The sequence below is a fragment of the Serratia sp. A07 genome, from assembly GCF_058725505.1.
The window spans coordinates 1-13,990 of record NZ_JBZXDO010000017.1 but is presented as its reverse complement, the minus strand read 5'-3'; the positions used below and the strand labels follow the sequence as shown (position 1 = coordinate 13,990).

The 13,990-nt window shown below is 58.1% G+C and carries 14 protein-coding genes; 5 read left to right on the top strand and 9 right to left on the bottom strand.

What is annotated here, in order from left to right:
• Positions 1 to 120 precede the first annotated feature (120 nt).
• The gene (locus AC4PR2_RS16890) at positions 121 to 609 is read left to right on the top strand and encodes a GNAT family N-acetyltransferase (protein WP_492175303.1); all 489 of its coding nucleotides are present in this window, start codon (positions 121 to 123) and stop codon (positions 607 to 609) included.
• A gap of 181 nt (positions 610 to 790) precedes the next feature.
• Here AC4PR2_RS16890 and AC4PR2_RS16885 read toward each other — a convergent pair whose 3' ends face one another.
• On the bottom strand, positions 791 to 1,165 hold the full coding sequence (locus tag AC4PR2_RS16885) for a cell envelope integrity TolA C-terminal domain-containing protein (protein ID WP_492175302.1): 375 nt from the start codon (positions 1,163 to 1,165) through the stop codon (positions 791 to 793).
• Positions 1,166 to 1,849: 684 nt separating this feature from the next.
• Here AC4PR2_RS16885 and AC4PR2_RS16880 point away from each other — a divergent pair.
• Complete coding sequence (locus tag AC4PR2_RS16880) at positions 1,850 to 3,556, top strand: hemolysin (RefSeq protein WP_197785730.1); 1,707 nt, start codon at positions 1,850 to 1,852, stop codon at positions 3,554 to 3,556.
• A 50-nt stretch (positions 3,557 to 3,606) separates the two neighbouring features.
• Here AC4PR2_RS16880 and AC4PR2_RS16875 read toward each other — a convergent pair whose 3' ends face one another.
• Positions 3,607 to 4,179 carry a hypothetical protein gene (locus AC4PR2_RS16875; protein ID WP_197785728.1) on the bottom strand — a complete coding sequence of 191 codons (573 nt, stop codon included), beginning with the start codon at positions 4,177 to 4,179 and terminating at the stop codon, positions 3,607 to 3,609.
• A 128-nt stretch (positions 4,180 to 4,307) separates the two neighbouring features.
• Here AC4PR2_RS16875 and AC4PR2_RS16870 point away from each other — a divergent pair, with 128 nt between their 5' ends.
• On the top strand, positions 4,308 to 5,198 hold the full coding sequence (locus AC4PR2_RS16870; RefSeq protein ID WP_142110195.1) for a LysR substrate-binding domain-containing protein: 891 nt from the start codon (positions 4,308 to 4,310) through the stop codon (positions 5,196 to 5,198).
• Here AC4PR2_RS16870 and AC4PR2_RS16865 read toward each other — a convergent pair.
• The 7 genes from AC4PR2_RS16865 to AC4PR2_RS16835 all read right to left on the bottom strand — a co-directional run bounded on the left by AC4PR2_RS16865 (position 5,195) and on the right by AC4PR2_RS16835 (position 11,612).
• On the bottom strand, positions 5,195 to 5,923 hold the full coding sequence (locus tag AC4PR2_RS16865; protein WP_089186172.1) for a PA1136 family autoinducer-binding transcriptional regulator: 729 nt from the start codon (positions 5,921 to 5,923) through the stop codon (positions 5,195 to 5,197). The two genes, AC4PR2_RS16870 and AC4PR2_RS16865, sit on opposite strands and share 4 nt — an antisense overlap.
• On the bottom strand, positions 5,920 to 6,795 hold the full coding sequence (gene hchA, locus AC4PR2_RS16860) for a glyoxalase III HchA (RefSeq protein ID WP_063919640.1): 876 nt from the start codon (positions 6,793 to 6,795) through the stop codon (positions 5,920 to 5,922). Before hchA ends, AC4PR2_RS16865 begins: the two co-directional genes overlap by 4 nt.
• Before the next feature lie 101 nt (positions 6,796 to 6,896).
• Positions 6,897 to 7,664 carry an ABC transporter ATP-binding protein gene (locus AC4PR2_RS16855; RefSeq protein ID WP_060439512.1) on the bottom strand — a complete coding sequence of 256 codons (768 nt, stop codon included), beginning with the start codon at positions 7,662 to 7,664 and terminating at the stop codon, positions 6,897 to 6,899.
• Positions 7,651 to 8,661 carry a FecCD family ABC transporter permease gene (locus tag AC4PR2_RS16850; protein WP_492175301.1) on the bottom strand — a complete coding sequence of 337 codons (1,011 nt, stop codon included), beginning with the start codon at positions 8,659 to 8,661 and terminating at the stop codon, positions 7,651 to 7,653. Before AC4PR2_RS16850 ends, AC4PR2_RS16855 begins: the two co-directional genes overlap by 14 nt.
• Positions 8,662 to 8,703: 42 nt before the next feature.
• Positions 8,704 to 9,780, bottom strand: coding sequence for an ABC transporter substrate-binding protein (locus AC4PR2_RS16845; RefSeq protein ID WP_330112911.1), 1,077 nt, complete (start codon positions 9,778 to 9,780; stop codon positions 8,704 to 8,706).
• Between the two features lie 46 nt (positions 9,781 to 9,826).
• Positions 9,827 to 10,225: a hypothetical protein gene (locus tag AC4PR2_RS16840; RefSeq protein ID WP_223182167.1), complete on the bottom strand. Its 399-nt coding sequence runs from the start codon at positions 10,223 to 10,225 to the stop codon at positions 9,827 to 9,829.
• A 16-nt stretch (positions 10,226 to 10,241) separates the two neighbouring features.
• Positions 10,242 to 11,612, bottom strand: a complete 1,371-nt coding sequence (locus AC4PR2_RS16835) for an MFS transporter (RefSeq protein WP_197803096.1) — start codon at positions 11,610 to 11,612, stop codon at positions 10,242 to 10,244.
• A gap of 334 nt (positions 11,613 to 11,946) precedes the next feature.
• Between AC4PR2_RS16835 and amiA the strand changes: the two genes are divergently transcribed.
• Positions 11,947 to 12,789: an N-acetylmuramoyl-L-alanine amidase AmiA gene (amiA, locus tag AC4PR2_RS16830; RefSeq protein WP_089186880.1), complete on the top strand. Its 843-nt coding sequence runs from the start codon at positions 11,947 to 11,949 to the stop codon at positions 12,787 to 12,789.
• Positions 12,790 to 12,843: 54 nt separating this feature from the next.
• Positions 12,844 to 13,896 (top strand): porin, encoded by a 1,053-nt coding sequence (locus tag AC4PR2_RS16825; protein ID WP_330112912.1) that lies wholly within the window; start codon positions 12,844 to 12,846, stop codon positions 13,894 to 13,896.
• The last annotated feature ends 94 nt before the right edge of the window (positions 13,897 to 13,990 follow it).

Below are 13,990 nucleotides of genomic sequence, written 5' to 3'. Positions count from 1 at the left end.
GCAAAATTACGTTCCGTGGACAACGCTATATGATACAATTTTATCATGCTGAATCGGCGGATAATTCGGTAGAGTAGTACTAAGTATGCGTTACGTTGCTATTAAGAATGAGACAGTAAATTGAAAACAAAACAGTCAAAAATCCCCAAATCAATTTATAGGCCCATGCATGACGACGAGTTTGACCTCTGGGGGAGCCTCTCTTTAAATGACTATGTTGAAGACCTGATGGCAAATCATCGGTACAGTCGTAAAAAAGCCCAGATAGAGGCGTCTAAATCATTTAAAGCAGCCTTGCCAGCGGGTATCAATACTCAAAATAACCATTTTAGAACTTATGAACATGACAGTCAGGCTGCGGGATATCTGTGGTTCAGCCTGGAAGATAACTCAGCCTTTTTGTCAGATATAATGCTTCTCCCAGAATTTCAGGGTAAGGGAATGGGTCGGGATTATATCCGTGCATTCCTGAATGAGCTGACTCAACAGGGCGCATATGAGGTGGAACTCAGAGTATCACCGGACAATCAAAGGGCTTTAAAATTATATAAAGAGTTTGGTTTTCGGATAACTGGTTTTGATATGAGTCTTTTGCTAGGATCCGACTGATCAGCAATCCGTTAATCATAATTTTCGGAGACAATCTCGGGTAATATCAACTATCGATAGGCAATCTACCACTATATATCTTCACATCATCAATGTCCGTTTCTGGCACGCAACGGACAGGCTACGTGGTCATTGGGCCTGCTTTGAGCGAGTAGCGGGTACTGAAAGGGCTATTATCGGGCTAACCGCGCATATCGAAGCCCGATTTTTGAAAATCTCTATAGACTTCTGGATTGTTGAAGGCTGGAAATTTGGCTTTATGGGCTGCTGACTTTATCGCTTCGCAATAGGCTATATTGCCATTGCTGGTTGATACGTTTAAAGCCGTGCCATCCTGAGCAAATTCAATATGCAACCTGCATTTTTTCCCCTTCCAGTTTTGCGGCTCATCAAGTTCAGCATTTATTGCCGCCCTGATTGCCCTCGCTTGCACGCCCCATTCATCCTGATCATCCCAACGTCCTGAACTGCAACTACCCGTTGCCGTGGTCTTATGACAGCCGGAAGGATGTAACGGTGCGCAACCCGCAGTAAGACTAGCCAAAATGGCCAGCATAACGATTTTCTTTACTGTTTCAGGCGAGCCCACTTTTTGCCCCTCAACCCATTTAAACTCAGCAATATAGGCCTATTCTTCCGTCATTCCTGGCACCTTTCAAACACTAATTATCTACATCAACTAGATGTTTCGAATGATCTTTCTGAATATGTAGAAGCGGGGAAGAGACTGCAATTTATTACCTAATAATTAGTACAAGCAGTTTATACGTCCGCTCCTGGCACAAAACCGACCGCCAGAGTCCCCACTCCGGCATTTCCTCACCCCATTCCACACCCCAGCAGCGTTGGAGCGCCCCCCTGCGTTGCCGTCGGTGTAAATCCGCAAAGCGGCAACCACAACCACTGCCATAACGCCAACGCTTAGCCAACCTCCCCCAGCGAAACCCACTCTTTTATCTAAGAAGATTCCTAACAAAGATGACGGAAATCCCTCCCTGGCGCCAATACGCAGGTTAACCCGCAGATTTACAGCAATAATCATGTAAAAACAATCGATAAGCGAATTATTCGCACTCGATAAGTTGCGTCTATCCTTTCGTATGGGCGCCTGCCGCCCATCGTTCGCTGCGGCTTGCGGCATGCGCGTTTCTGGCTGTACGGGTTTCGGTTTATTCCATCGCGCGCTTCCATTCATCATGTTGAATTTCACAGCAATCTCTCAGCAACAAGGAGTGTTTATATGGCTTACGTCATTACCGACCGAGAAAAACTGCAAGCGATTTGGGAGGCCGCCAAAGCCGGCGACTGGCCGGCCGTGTATGCCGCATCCGTCGATGCGCTCACCGATCCCAACCATGCCAACCAACCTATTCAGGGCGTGGATATCGCGGTGTATACCTGGATCAAAGGCGCCTATGGCGTGAACTCGAATCAGGGGGCGTTTGCCCATTACATTCGCGACCAAACCAAGCTGCAGTATGAGCTGCGCACCGGGCATGTGCCCGATGACTGGGAAACGCGCATCCAGAATGCCTCCGACAACATCGCCAAGAACTTCGCCAAGACGCTGTTTGGCGTCGATCTGAGCAGCGATCCCAACGCGCCGCTGCCGGATGCCCCGCCCACCAGCGCCAAAGTGCCGGACATTCACGAGGTCGGCCTGATCGACGCGGGAGCGGCGGCGTCCGAGGTGTTCACCGATGCCTCCTCGACCGGCGCCCCCAACTATTCGCCCTGGGCCGGCACCACGCTGTTCTCTTATTTAGGCGACACCTCGTTCTTTACCGAATGGGTGGCCACCAACGACACCTCGCCTTTTAAGGTCGAAAGCGGCACCTACGATTTGATTGCGGCGGCGCAGGTCTCCATGCAGATGAAAAACCTCAGCTACGTGGTTGAAACGCTGCTGGCGGGCGAAGTACCCACCTATTTGACCACCCTCGGCATTGGCCACGAGACCATCCGCCTCGCCGCCGAAGCGGCGCGTGATTTCTACACCGAATCCTACGGCAGCAGCGTGACCGGCGGCGGCAGCCTCATTCCCGGCAAGCTGGATATCGGCTCGGCGATTTTCAACGACATTGCCGACGTGCTGTCCACGCCGAATCTGTACCGCGTCGGTACGCTGTATGACGACGATTTCACGCTGGCGTTCGGCAATATCGCCGTTAACACCGGTAGCGGCGACGACACCATAAGCGTGCCACGCGGCTGGCAAAACAACGCCGGCAACTACGGCTGGACGGTCATCGACGGCGGCAGCGGCCATGATACGGTCGATTATTCCAGCCTGTCGCACGGGGTAAACCTGAAGTTTGACGCCCAGGGCAGCTATGGCGGGCGCGGGGTGATCGAGAAAAACGGCATCGGGCTGTATGGCTTTAAGGACGGGCTGTACAACATCGAGGCGGTGAAGCTGACGGACTTTAAGGATAACGTCACCTTTAACGATCGGGTGCTGACGCCGGCCAACGGTCTGGAGGTCAACCTGGGCAAAGGCTCCAGCGAGATTCGCTTCGAGCACGGCTATACCACTGCGCCGGGTGGGAGCGCGCCGCAGGATTATCTCGGCGTGAACCTGAGCATGCTGTCCAACGATGTGCCCTTCCCCAACAGCCTGCTGAATATTCCCGTAAAGCAGACCCACAATATCTACATCGACGACAGCTTCGAGCTGGGCTTTTTACAGGCCTCTTCCCTGTCTATCGATAACCACCTGCTGGCCTTCGGCGCCGAAGGCTCAAACAGCAGCTTCTCGCTGAACTACAACGCGCAAACCCATACGCAGGATCTGTCGATATTCATGCAGGGCGAAAGCGCGCTCAATCAGCACGTCGTCAATATCTACAATTGGGCGCAAGGCGACTTCGGCATCACGCTGGAGCAGCCGGCCATTCAGCTCGTCGGCTTGCAAACCGTTATACCGCAAGAGCTCGCGGCCGCCTAAGCGAAGCCCGCCGGGTTTACCGGCGGGTTGTTTACCTTCAGCGCGACGGCTCAGGCCCCATCCCGCTCCGCAACCCGCGCCATCAACGCCCCCAACAGCGCCAGATCGACCAGCAACGCCAGCGCGAAACAGCCTCCTCTCGCGCCCGGCGCGGCGTAGGTTTGAATCAGCAACGCGGCAACCACCACGGCCACGATGCTCACCACCGTCGCCAGCCGGCACGCCACGGCGAACGCCGCTTTCTCCCCCACCGCCGTGCGGTAGGCCACGCCCTGCCCCAGGCCGCCGAGGGCGATGCCCGCCAGCAGGGCCGGCCAATCATGGCCACCGAACAGCATCAGCAGCGTCAATAGCCATCCCGCCGCCGCCAGCAAAAAGCCGTAGCGGAGCATAGCCAGCGCAGGCCGCTTCCGCAGCGGCTGCCAGCGGGCCAGCGCGGCGCCGCCGAGAAACGCCAGCGCCAATGCCGTTAGCAGCATCAGCGTTGCGCCGATGCCCAGCAGGCTTTCGGTCTTCAGCAGCAAGGCGCCCGCCGCGACCGGCACGCTGAGCGCCAGACCGCTCGCCGCCGTTCCCGTGTGTTCCATGGCGCCCAGGGCGCCGTTGTTGATATAAAGGCTCATCGTTAACTCCGACATGATGGAAATGATGAAATTAATTCATTCCCCTGTTCACATGTCAGTAGCCTATCTCTTGTATAATCGGTCAGACAAACTCATAGTTTTCAGCCTTAGATGAGAATAACTCAGCCATGAGAAAACCCCGTTTGCCGCCGCTGGGCGCGCTGCGCGCCTTCCACGCCGTGGCCGGCTGCCGCAGCTTCAAGCTAGCCGCCGAGGAGCTGGGCGTCAGCGCGACGGCGGTCAGCCACCAGATCAAGCTGCTGGAGTCGGTGCTGGAATGCCGGGTGTGCGAGCGCAGCGCGCAGGGCGTCAGCCTGACCGAGACCGGCGAGATCCTGTATGCCGGCACCCAGCGCGCCTTTGCCGCGCTGGAGCAGTCCGTCGCCCAAATCACCCGCGCCCAACAGCCGCCGGCACTGACCGTCACCACCACCTCCAATTTTCTCACCCACTGGCTGGTGCCGCGCCTGGCGGATTTCAAGGCGGAGTTTCCCGCCATCGATCTGCGTCTGCACACCAGCGTCGAGCGGGTCGATCTCAACCAGCGCACCGTGGACGTCGCCATTCGCTACCGCGAAACGCCGGAAAGCGATCTGCACTGCACCCTGCTGCATGAGGATCGCTTTATCGTGGTGGCCAGCCCGGCGCTGGCGCTGGAGCGCATCGAGGATTTGCAGCGGGTGACGCTGTTTCACGTGGAGCATCGGCAGGTGCCCGCCGACGCGCCGACCTGGGAAAACTGGCGGCGGCGCTACGGGCCGGAAGGGTTGAACGTGGAAGCCGGGCTGACCTTCAGCGACGAGACGCATGCGCTGCAGGCGGCGGTGGCGGGCCAGGGGGTGGTGATCGCCAGCCGGCTGCTGGCGCGCGATTTGTTGCAGCGCGGCGTGCTGGCCGCGCCGTTCGAGATGTCGTTACCCGGCGCCAACTATTACCTGGTGACCACCGAAGAAACCGCGCAGCGCCCCGATATCATTGCGCTGCGCGAATGGTTGCTGCGGCAAATGGCGGCGGGCTAACGGCGCTCGGGGGCGATCTCCCCCAGGCGGATCGCCACGCCGATCGCCTGCGCGGTGGTGGCGGCGCCAAGGCGTTGGCGAATGCGGCGCAGGTGGTTTTCCACCGTGCGTTCAGACAGGCCGAGCATCGCAGCGATATCCGCCTGCCGCCGGCCGATGGCGGTCCAGCTCAGCACCTCGCGCTCGCGCGCCGACAGCCGGCCCTCTCCCTCGCCGGCCGCCGGTGCGAACAGCCGCCGCGCCGCCTGAAAGGCCGCCGTACCCACCAGCGACAGCGCCAGCCGCACCGGCGGCGAAGCGTCGATGCGCTCGCCCCCCAGGCTGACGGCGCCCTCCAAACCGGCCGGGCCGAACACCGGGATCTGCACGCCGTGCAGGCCCGCGCCGCGCGGCGTGCGCACAATCCGGTAGCGTTCACCCTGCTGCGCCCGGGTCTTGGTCCAGAAAAACGGCTCGCTGACCCGCAGCATGTGCCGGGTCACCGGGCAGTGCCGCACGTAGGTCAACGCATCGACGGCCTCGCCGTCGCCGAACCAGTCGCCCTCGACCCAATAGATATGTTCGATCCCCGCCTCCGCCGCGGCGGAAGCGGAAAACAGCACAAAGCGATCGAAGCCGAACGGCGCGGCAAAGGCGCGAACTCGCCCCTGAATGGCGGACAGGGTTCGCTCGTGGTCCATCGCCAGCGCCGTCTGGAAAGCGCGCTGCGCGATCTCGTCGCTCATCGCGCGGCGACGTCGGCCAACAGCGTCTCCGCCGCCAGCTTGCCGAGGTTGTTGGAGGCCAGCGGGCTGTCGCCGGTCAGCAGGCGCCGATCTTTATGCACCTTGCCGGTGATGTCGCCGTTGACGATCTTGACGCCCCGCTCGCGCAGGCGTTCGCCCACCAGCCAGGGCATCGGGCCGGGGATGTAGCCGATGTCGATGTTGGCGCCGGTATCGAGCGAGTCCGGGAACACGCACATCTCATAGCCGCGATAGAGGAAATCCTCTTTGCGCTCGCCGATGCCCGCCGCCAGCAGGCCCGCCGGCCCGTGGCACAGCGAAATCACGTAGCGATCGTTGTCGTGCGCCCAGTGCAGGGTCTTTTTCACCTCTTCGCTGAACGGAATATCATTCAGCACGCCGTGGCCGCCGGGGATGAAAACGCCGAGGTAGTTGCCGCCATCCAGATCCTTCACCACCTCCGTCAGCTTTTTCGGCTGCTTGAGTTGGCTGCGGTACTTCTCATAGGTGGCCTTGACCGCTTCGTCTTCCTGCGGGAACGCCCACATCTCCAGCTTCACCGGATCGCCGGACGGCGTGGCGATGTCGATCTCGAAACCGGCCAGATCCAGGTGATACATCGGCAACAGCATCTCGACCGGGTGGTTGCCGGTGGAGAAGAACTTGCCGTTTTGCATCAGCAGGTAGCGCTCCTGCGAGGCGATCATCAGCACCTTCCACTTGCCGCCGCGATAGGCGTTCGGGTAGCTGGCGCCCGCGAAGTCGGTTTTGGACGAGGTGTACTGGCTGAGGGAGTAAGGCGATGGGAAGAACGCGTTGTCTTCCGCCACATCCGGGGTGGGATTACGATCGTTGGACACTGAATCAGTCATGATTATCTCCATATTCACCGTTACGTTGCCCTTTCAGCTTAAATAACCGCCGGCGGGGCCGCAATGAGGGATATCCCTCAAGCAATCTTTGCAGCCGAAACTCAGGCGAGATTGCGCAGAGCGATAATAAAGGTTTCTTCGCCGGCGCCCTGGTGTTGATAGTGGCACTTTCTTACCGGCACCCGGAAATAGCGCTCCAGGATATCTTCCCGCAGCACAGCGCTTTTAACGCCAAACAACGACTGCCGTTTTGTCATCAGTAAACACTTGTCGGAGATGCGTTCGGCGTAATTGAGGAAATGCGTATTCAGCACGATCGTCATCTGCCGCTCTTTGGCGAGGCGCCAGAGCATCTCGATCATTTTTGCCTGATTGTAAAAATCCAGGTTCGACTCCGGCTCATCAAGGATCATGACGTCAGGATCTGCCATCAGCGCCTTGGCGAAATAACACATCTGCAGTTCACCGCCGCTGATCTGATCGATGCTTTTCTGCGCCAACGGGCCGATTTCCAGGGATTGCAGCACCGCCTGCGCCCTGGCGAAATCGTGCTTTCCCGGCCGGGCAAACAGTCCGGCCTGACGAACGCAGCCGAAAGTGACAAAATCGAGTACGCCATAGGAAAAATGTGGCGCCTTCGCCTGCGGCACATAGGCCAGGCGCGCCTCTCGATTATCGACGCGGCCGATCTCGCACCAGCCGGCGCTGGGCCGACACAGGCCCGCAATATTTCTCAGCAGCGTGGTTTTGCCGGCGCCGTTCGGGCCCAGCACGCTGAGGATCTCGCCGCGCTTAAGCTCGAAGCTGACGTTGTCGAAAATGGGCTCCCGCCCTTTGAAACCAAAGGATAGTCGGCTAGCGGTGATCATATCGATTGCCCATAATAAAAAGCGTGGCGAAAAGCGGCGCACCGATCAGCGCGGTCAGGATGCCGATCGGGATTTCTGCGTAGGTGGCGCCTCTGGCGATATTGTCTATCACCAGCAAAAACAACGCCCCGCTCAGCGCCGAGACCGGGATCAGGCGGCCGTGGTTATACCCCAGCACGCTTCTCACCAGATGCGGGATCACCAAGCCGACCCATCCCACCACGCCGGCCAAACTCACCGAGGCGGAAACCAGCAGGGAGGCGGCGATCAGCAGCAGGATCTTCAACCGGGTCGGATTCAGGCCGGCAATGCGCGCCTCGTCGTCCCCCAGCGAGAGAATGTTCATTTTCCACCTGAGCCGATAGATTGTCAGGTAACACGCCGCAAACAGCGGGATTAGCCAATAGACCTGCGCTTTCGCCACCGAAGCGAAGCTGCCCATCAGCCAGAAGACGATCGCCGGCAAGGTATCCTGCGGATCGGCGACATATTTTATGACCGAGACAAACGCGATAAACAACGACGCGATAATCATGCCGGACAGGATCGTCGTCAGTGCATCCTGCCGACGTTTCAGGCGGCAGATGCCGAACACCAGCAGCAGGCTCACCACGCCGAAAAGAAACGACAGCATGGCACTCAGGGCAAAAGGCAGACTCAATAAAATGCCCAGCGCGGCGCCAAAGGCGGAGGCAGAAGACGTGCCCAGCACGTCCGGGCTGGCTAACGCGTTTTTCAGCACCGCCTGAAAGGTCGCGCCGGCGACCGCCAACCCACCGCCCACCAGCATCACCGCCACCACCCGCGGCGCACGCAGGTTAAAAATCACCGAATAGCGGGTCGGGTTTTCCCCCGGCATGTTCCCCTGCCACAAAATCTGCATCACATCGTGGGCCGACAAGGCGTAGCGGCCGGCAAACAGTGATGCGACGGCGGCCACACACAAGGCCAAAAACAGCCCCGCCAGGATCGCCACATATTTTCCTCTGCCCGGCATCCCCAAGCTCCCCCCATTAATGAATGCTATTCAACCGTGGCACTAGCGCTGTGCCAGCACCTCATCCAGCAACCGGTCCGGGATCGCATAGGAGAACATCGTCTGATAATAGCGGCGCGTCACCTCCCGCAGCGTCTTGTCGCTAATGTCTTCAGGGGCATAGCGGTTGATCATAAACAGCGGCAGCAGCGATGTTTCCGCCGACAGGCCCCCCCAGTTATGAATGCCCACCGGCGTCGAGAAAACCTTGCCGTTTTTTACCGCCCTGAGCGTTTCCCAGGCCTGGCCGGGGATCCCCCCGTGCAGCAGCGCTTTGGCGCTGCCGAACACCACGAAAATCACATCCGGGTCCCAGGCCATGATCTGCTCCATCGAAACGGTGATGTACCTGCCGGCATCCCCTTTCACCGGCAAATCCCCGGCGACGTTGTCCATGCCGGCCATTTTCAGGTAGGTGTCGCCGTAGGTATGCGGGCCACTCACCTTCAGCTGCCTGCCGTCACTTTCTTCGAGATACAACGCCCTGACGTGCTGCGCATGGATGGCTGCGGCATAGGGGCGGATCTGCTTCAGGGTCTTTTCCCAGGCGTCTTTGAATTTGTGCGTGCGCGGCAGGCCGAGCGTGTCGGCGAAAGTGTTTTCCCAATACACCTGGGTGGCCATCGGCTGGTATTTTGTCTTCCCGCCGGCATCCAGATCGACGGTCATCACGCCCGCCCTTTCCAGCCGATCGTCCTGGCTTTTGCCGTAGTAATAAATAATGTCGGGCCGTAGATTCATTAACGATTCCATGTTGACCCGGTAGTCCTTATTGATAAAGGCGGAGGTGATCCTGCCGATGTCAGGCTTCATGTCCTCCAATACATGCCTATCGGCATGCATGAACGCCCAGGGCCCCACGCCGACGACGTGCCGGTAGGCCGCCTCGTTCGCCAGGATCACGCCGAAGGGGCAGTTGCCGGTGATGACGATCCGCGGATAGCTGCCGGGCAGCGTTTGCGCCGCCACGCTTTGTGGCGGTTCGGCCGCCGCCGGCTGGCCGGCGGTGGCGTAAGGCGCCGTCGGCAAGGCGAATATTGCCAGCAGAGCGGTGGCGATAAATTTCACTGTGACGCACATGGTGCCTCCTGTGCGCACGCTCGGCGGCGTGCGTCGATGGGCTGCTTTAGGCCGACGCGGCGATGCCGGCGGCCATGATGGTGATCCCGGCCACAAACACGATTGCCGTGGTGGCGACCGCGCCGCCGCCGACCAACGCGGCGGTTTTTCCTGTGGAAAGGTCTTTTCGTTGCAGGAAAGAGAGCTGCGACAGAGGAATGATTTTTCCGCTGTCGGCAACCAAGTCTTTCGGTTCAACCTTCGCCACCGTCAGCTCGCCGCCGCTGCCGTCCTTCAGACCATATTTCAACTGGTCGCCGACATAGACCGGCGGCTGCAGCAGGTAATATTGGCTATTGAGCCCCGTCTCTTTTTGTTGCAACGCCACGTCGTGGTAGGTCGTGCAGCCGGCAAGGGAAAACGCCGCCATCCCGATAACCAACGGCACTAATGGGATAAATCGCATGGGAAACCTCGTGCTTCTATTTGCTGGTTTTTAACGTAACGGCGGACTTGAAGCGCATATAGCTCACGACCAGAGAAAGGAACGAGAATGCCGCCCCCGCCAATAAACTGATATTCGTTGCTTGCGCGCCCCGCATATTGAAGAAAATCGCCACTAACGCCGAACCGACGATTTGCCCAATCAGCCGAGAACTGCCCAACAGGCCGCTGGCGATGCTGCTGTTTTCATGGGAGACCGACGTCATGATCAGCAGGTTGTTCGGTGATTGAAACAGGCCAAAACCGATGCCGCACAGCGCCACGCGCCATACGATCGCCCCATTCGACGGATCGCTGGGCAGATTGGCCATCAGCAGCATGCCTGCCAGCAGACAGGCAAGGCCCGAGAGGGCAACAAGATTGGGATCGTACTTCTTGGCCAAATCGCCGGAAATCAGCGAAGACGCCATGGTGGCCAGCGGCCAGGCGGTCAGCAACAGACCGATGTCCACCACGTTTCTTTGCAGGACATTGTGGAAATAGAAAGGCAGCGATACAAAAGCCAAAAGCTGGGTGCTGTAGGACAGCATCGACATCAGCAAAGACAATGACAGCGTCGGGTTATGCAGCATCGCGATCGGGATCAGCGCGGCGTTGGCCTTTCTTTTCTGATTGATATACAGCAACCCGGCCAGCCCAGCGAATACCGCAAAGCTCAGCGCCGCCGCCGGCAGATGGTGGGTGGTCATGCTCATGGTGCTGAGCGAGAAAGCGATGAACAGCACAAACACCAACAGGGCCCCCCCGCTGTCGAATCCAACGCTGCGCCGCTCGCGGGGGGCCAGGAAGATCAGGCTCAGCAACAGCGACAGGCAGGCGATGGGAACATTGATGGTAAACAGCCAGTTCCAGCTCGTTTGAGAAAGTATCGCCGAGGCGATGGAGGGCCCGGCGGCGGCGGAAACCGACACCACCATTACGTTTATGCCCAGGCCGCGCCCCAGCAGCCTTTCCGGGTATATCTCCTTGATCAGCGCCGCATTGACGCTGAGCACCGCCGCCGCACCGAAGCCCTGTATCACCCGGAATGCCGTCAGCATCGACAGCGTCGCGGAAAGCGCGCAGCCCAAGGATGAAAAAGCGAACAGCACCACCCCGGCTATAAAGATCTTTTTATTGCCCACCGCGCGGCCCAGCGCCGCGAAGGGCATCAAAGAGGCGACGACGGCAAACTGGTAGGCATTAATAATCATGATGGAGGCCGATTCGGAAACGCCGAAATCTTTGGCGATCACCGGCAGTGCCACATTGGCGATGGTACTGTCGAGCATGGCGATAACCGTGCTTAACGAGACGGCGAGAACGGCGAATATATTTAATGTCTCTTTTTCCTGGTGTTTAAAAGTCATGTTAACGCTCCAAAAACGTGAGTGGCTTCATGCCGGCGGCAAAGACCCCGTTTTTTATCCGTTTTAGTAATTACGTTATAACATATCAATTAAAGAGGAGAATAAATCTCATTTGAAATATTAGATTAAATAGTGTGTCAAAATAAGAATTAACAAATACAAAACAAATGAATAGCAATACGAACATTCAATAAACAAAATAAATGCAGTATAAAAAGCCAGTGAATTTAAGGAATGACATTAAAAGTAACAGCCGCTAACAGACAACCCCGCCGACGCATGGAATTGTTATGTTATAACAAAAACACCCTTTCCTTTTATGCTGGTTACCCTTATGGCTAAGACGGACCTTTTGAACACCCGGTTATCTCGCCGCAGAATGATGTTGGCAGGGTTGGCGGCCCTGGCGCTGAACGGCGCCGTTTCCCCGCTGGCTCACGCCCACGGCCTGCCACGCCCCAAAAAGCAGAACGGCCCTCACGGGGCGCGAAAAAGATTCCTGGTGATGTTGGATCCCGGTCATGGCGGCATCGACTCCGGTGCCATTGGCCACACCGGTTCGCTGGAAAAACATGTCGTTCTGGAGATCGCCAGAAATGTGCGTGCACAGCTCGATCGACACGGCATCGATGCCCGCCTGACGCGCGACAGCGACGTTTTTATTCCGCTTTACGATCGGGTGGAGATCGCGCACCGGCATGGCGCGGATCTTTTCATGTCCATCCACGCCGACGGCTTTACCTGCCCCAGCGCCTGCGGCGCGTCGGTCTTTGCGCTTTCCAATAGAGGCGCCAGCAGCGCGATGGCGAAATACTTATCGAACAGTGAAAACGCGGCGGACGATCTCGCCGGCCCTAACGTCATCAAGAAAGACCGCTATTTGCAGAAGATACTGTTTGATTTGGAGCAGACGGAAACGATCAAAGAAAGCCTGGCGCTGGGCTCGCACCTGATTCAACATATTGCGCCCATCCATCATCTGCATGCCAAAAATACCGAACAGGCGGCCTTCGTGGTCTTAAAGTCCCCGTATATTCCTTCCGTCTTGGTGGAAACCTCTTTCATCACCAACCCTGAGGAAGAAAAGCTGCTCGGCACCCCCGCCTTCAGAAATAAAATTGCCACGGCGATCGCTCAGGGGATCGTCAGCTACTTTAAACGCGAAACGCACGCTTAAGCTTCGCCGGGGCGGCAAGCTCACAGGCTTGCCGCGCACAGGGACGGTGCCATCATGATAAAACGCAATCCTCGTTATTTTTCGGCGGGCATGCTTTTCCCCCTGCTGGCCTTGTTGCCGCGCGGCGCCTCCGCCGTGTCGTTGACGGGATCGCAGCAAAACAGCCTGAATTTCTACGGCACGATTATCGCCAGACGCTACAGCGGCCAAAACGAACGCGACGACGGCGACCGCAGCTACCTCTATTTCGGCCTGATAGGCAAAAAAAAGATCGCACCGCGCTGGCAGGCCTACGCCCACTGGGAATATACCGTCAGCTTCGCCGACGCGACGCGCAACAGCACCCGGCTCGCCTATATCGGCGTGCAAAACGCCGCCCTGGGCAGCCTCGATATCGGCCGCAACTGGGGCGTGCTTTATGATGTGACCGCCCTGACCGATCGCTCTCCGCTGTTTAGAGAGATGGCCTACAACTACATCGACAACTTTATGCGCGGCCGGGCGCATAACCTGCTCACCTACCGCCAAACTTTCAGCCTGTTTCAGCGGCGCGCCGCCCTCGCGCTGCAATACCAGTTCAAAGACGGCGACGAACGGCAAGCGCCGGGCAAACAAAACGGCAACGGATTCGGCGCCTCGTTCCGTTATGCGCTGACGCCGGCGCTCAGCCTCATCGCCGCCGCCTCGGCGTCTCAAACCACGCAGCGGCAGCAACACGCCGCCGGTTATCGCCGGCGCATCGACACGCTGGCCGAAGGGGTTCTCTATGCGTCGAAAAAAATCTATCTTGCGGCCGTGTTCACCCAAAGCGACAACGCCATCAGCCCGCAACAAACCGCTAACCGCGGCTCGGCGTCAAGTTATGAAGCGCTCGCCAAATATCGGCTGACGGACCATATTCAACCCAACATCGGCTATACCCGCTTGATACAGGCCCGGGCAGGCCGGAACACGGACTTATTGAACTATGAGGAGTTGGGGGTCACCTGGTTGCTCAACGGCAATATGCAGGTGTTCATTAACTATGAATTCAATAACCTTTCGCAGCACGCGGCCGGCGTCGATGCGTCGGACAAGCTCGATATGGGCATCAGCTATCATTGGTGATCCGCTCTCCCGCAGCCAGTAAAAATCCGCCTTCATAGAAGGCGGCTTTGACTACGCCCCAGAGGGGCGCTCTAAGTTCGGACTCATAGAGCCC

Excerpts from the sequence above, each read along its gene's own strand:
- AC4PR2_RS16870 (WP_142110195.1), top strand. The coding sequence starts at position 4,308 with ATGAGAAAACCCCGTTTGCCGCCGCTGGGCGCGCTGCGCGCCTTCCAC.
- amiA (WP_089186880.1), top strand. The coding sequence starts at position 11,947 with ATGGCTAAGACGGACCTTTTGAACACCCGGTTATCTCGCCGCAGAATG.
- AC4PR2_RS16855 (WP_060439512.1), bottom strand. The coding sequence starts at position 7,664 with ATGATCACCGCTAGCCGACTATCCTTTGGTTTCAAAGGGCGGGAGCCC.
- AC4PR2_RS16825 (WP_330112912.1), top strand. The coding sequence starts at position 12,844 with ATGATAAAACGCAATCCTCGTTATTTTTCGGCGGGCATGCTTTTCCCC.
- AC4PR2_RS16840 (WP_223182167.1), bottom strand. The coding sequence starts at position 10,225 with ATGCGATTTATCCCATTAGTGCCGTTGGTTATCGGGATGGCGGCGTTT.
- AC4PR2_RS16850 (WP_492175301.1), bottom strand. The coding sequence starts at position 8,661 with ATGCCGGGCAGAGGAAAATATGTGGCGATCCTGGCGGGGCTGTTTTTG.
- AC4PR2_RS16885 (WP_492175302.1), bottom strand. The coding sequence starts at position 1,165 with ATGCTGGCCATTTTGGCTAGTCTTACTGCGGGTTGCGCACCGTTACAT.
- AC4PR2_RS16880 (WP_197785730.1), top strand. The coding sequence starts at position 1,850 with ATGGCTTACGTCATTACCGACCGAGAAAAACTGCAAGCGATTTGGGAG.
- AC4PR2_RS16845 (WP_330112911.1), bottom strand. The coding sequence starts at position 9,780 with ATGTGCGTCACAGTGAAATTTATCGCCACCGCTCTGCTGGCAATATTC.
- AC4PR2_RS16835 (WP_197803096.1), bottom strand. The coding sequence starts at position 11,612 with ATGACTTTTAAACACCAGGAAAAAGAGACATTAAATATATTCGCCGTT.
- AC4PR2_RS16865 (WP_089186172.1), bottom strand. The coding sequence starts at position 5,923 with ATGAGCGACGAGATCGCGCAGCGCGCTTTCCAGACGGCGCTGGCGATG.
- hchA (WP_063919640.1), bottom strand. The coding sequence starts at position 6,795 with ATGACTGATTCAGTGTCCAACGATCGTAATCCCACCCCGGATGTGGCG.
- AC4PR2_RS16875 (WP_197785728.1), bottom strand. The coding sequence starts at position 4,179 with ATGAGCCTTTATATCAACAACGGCGCCCTGGGCGCCATGGAACACACG.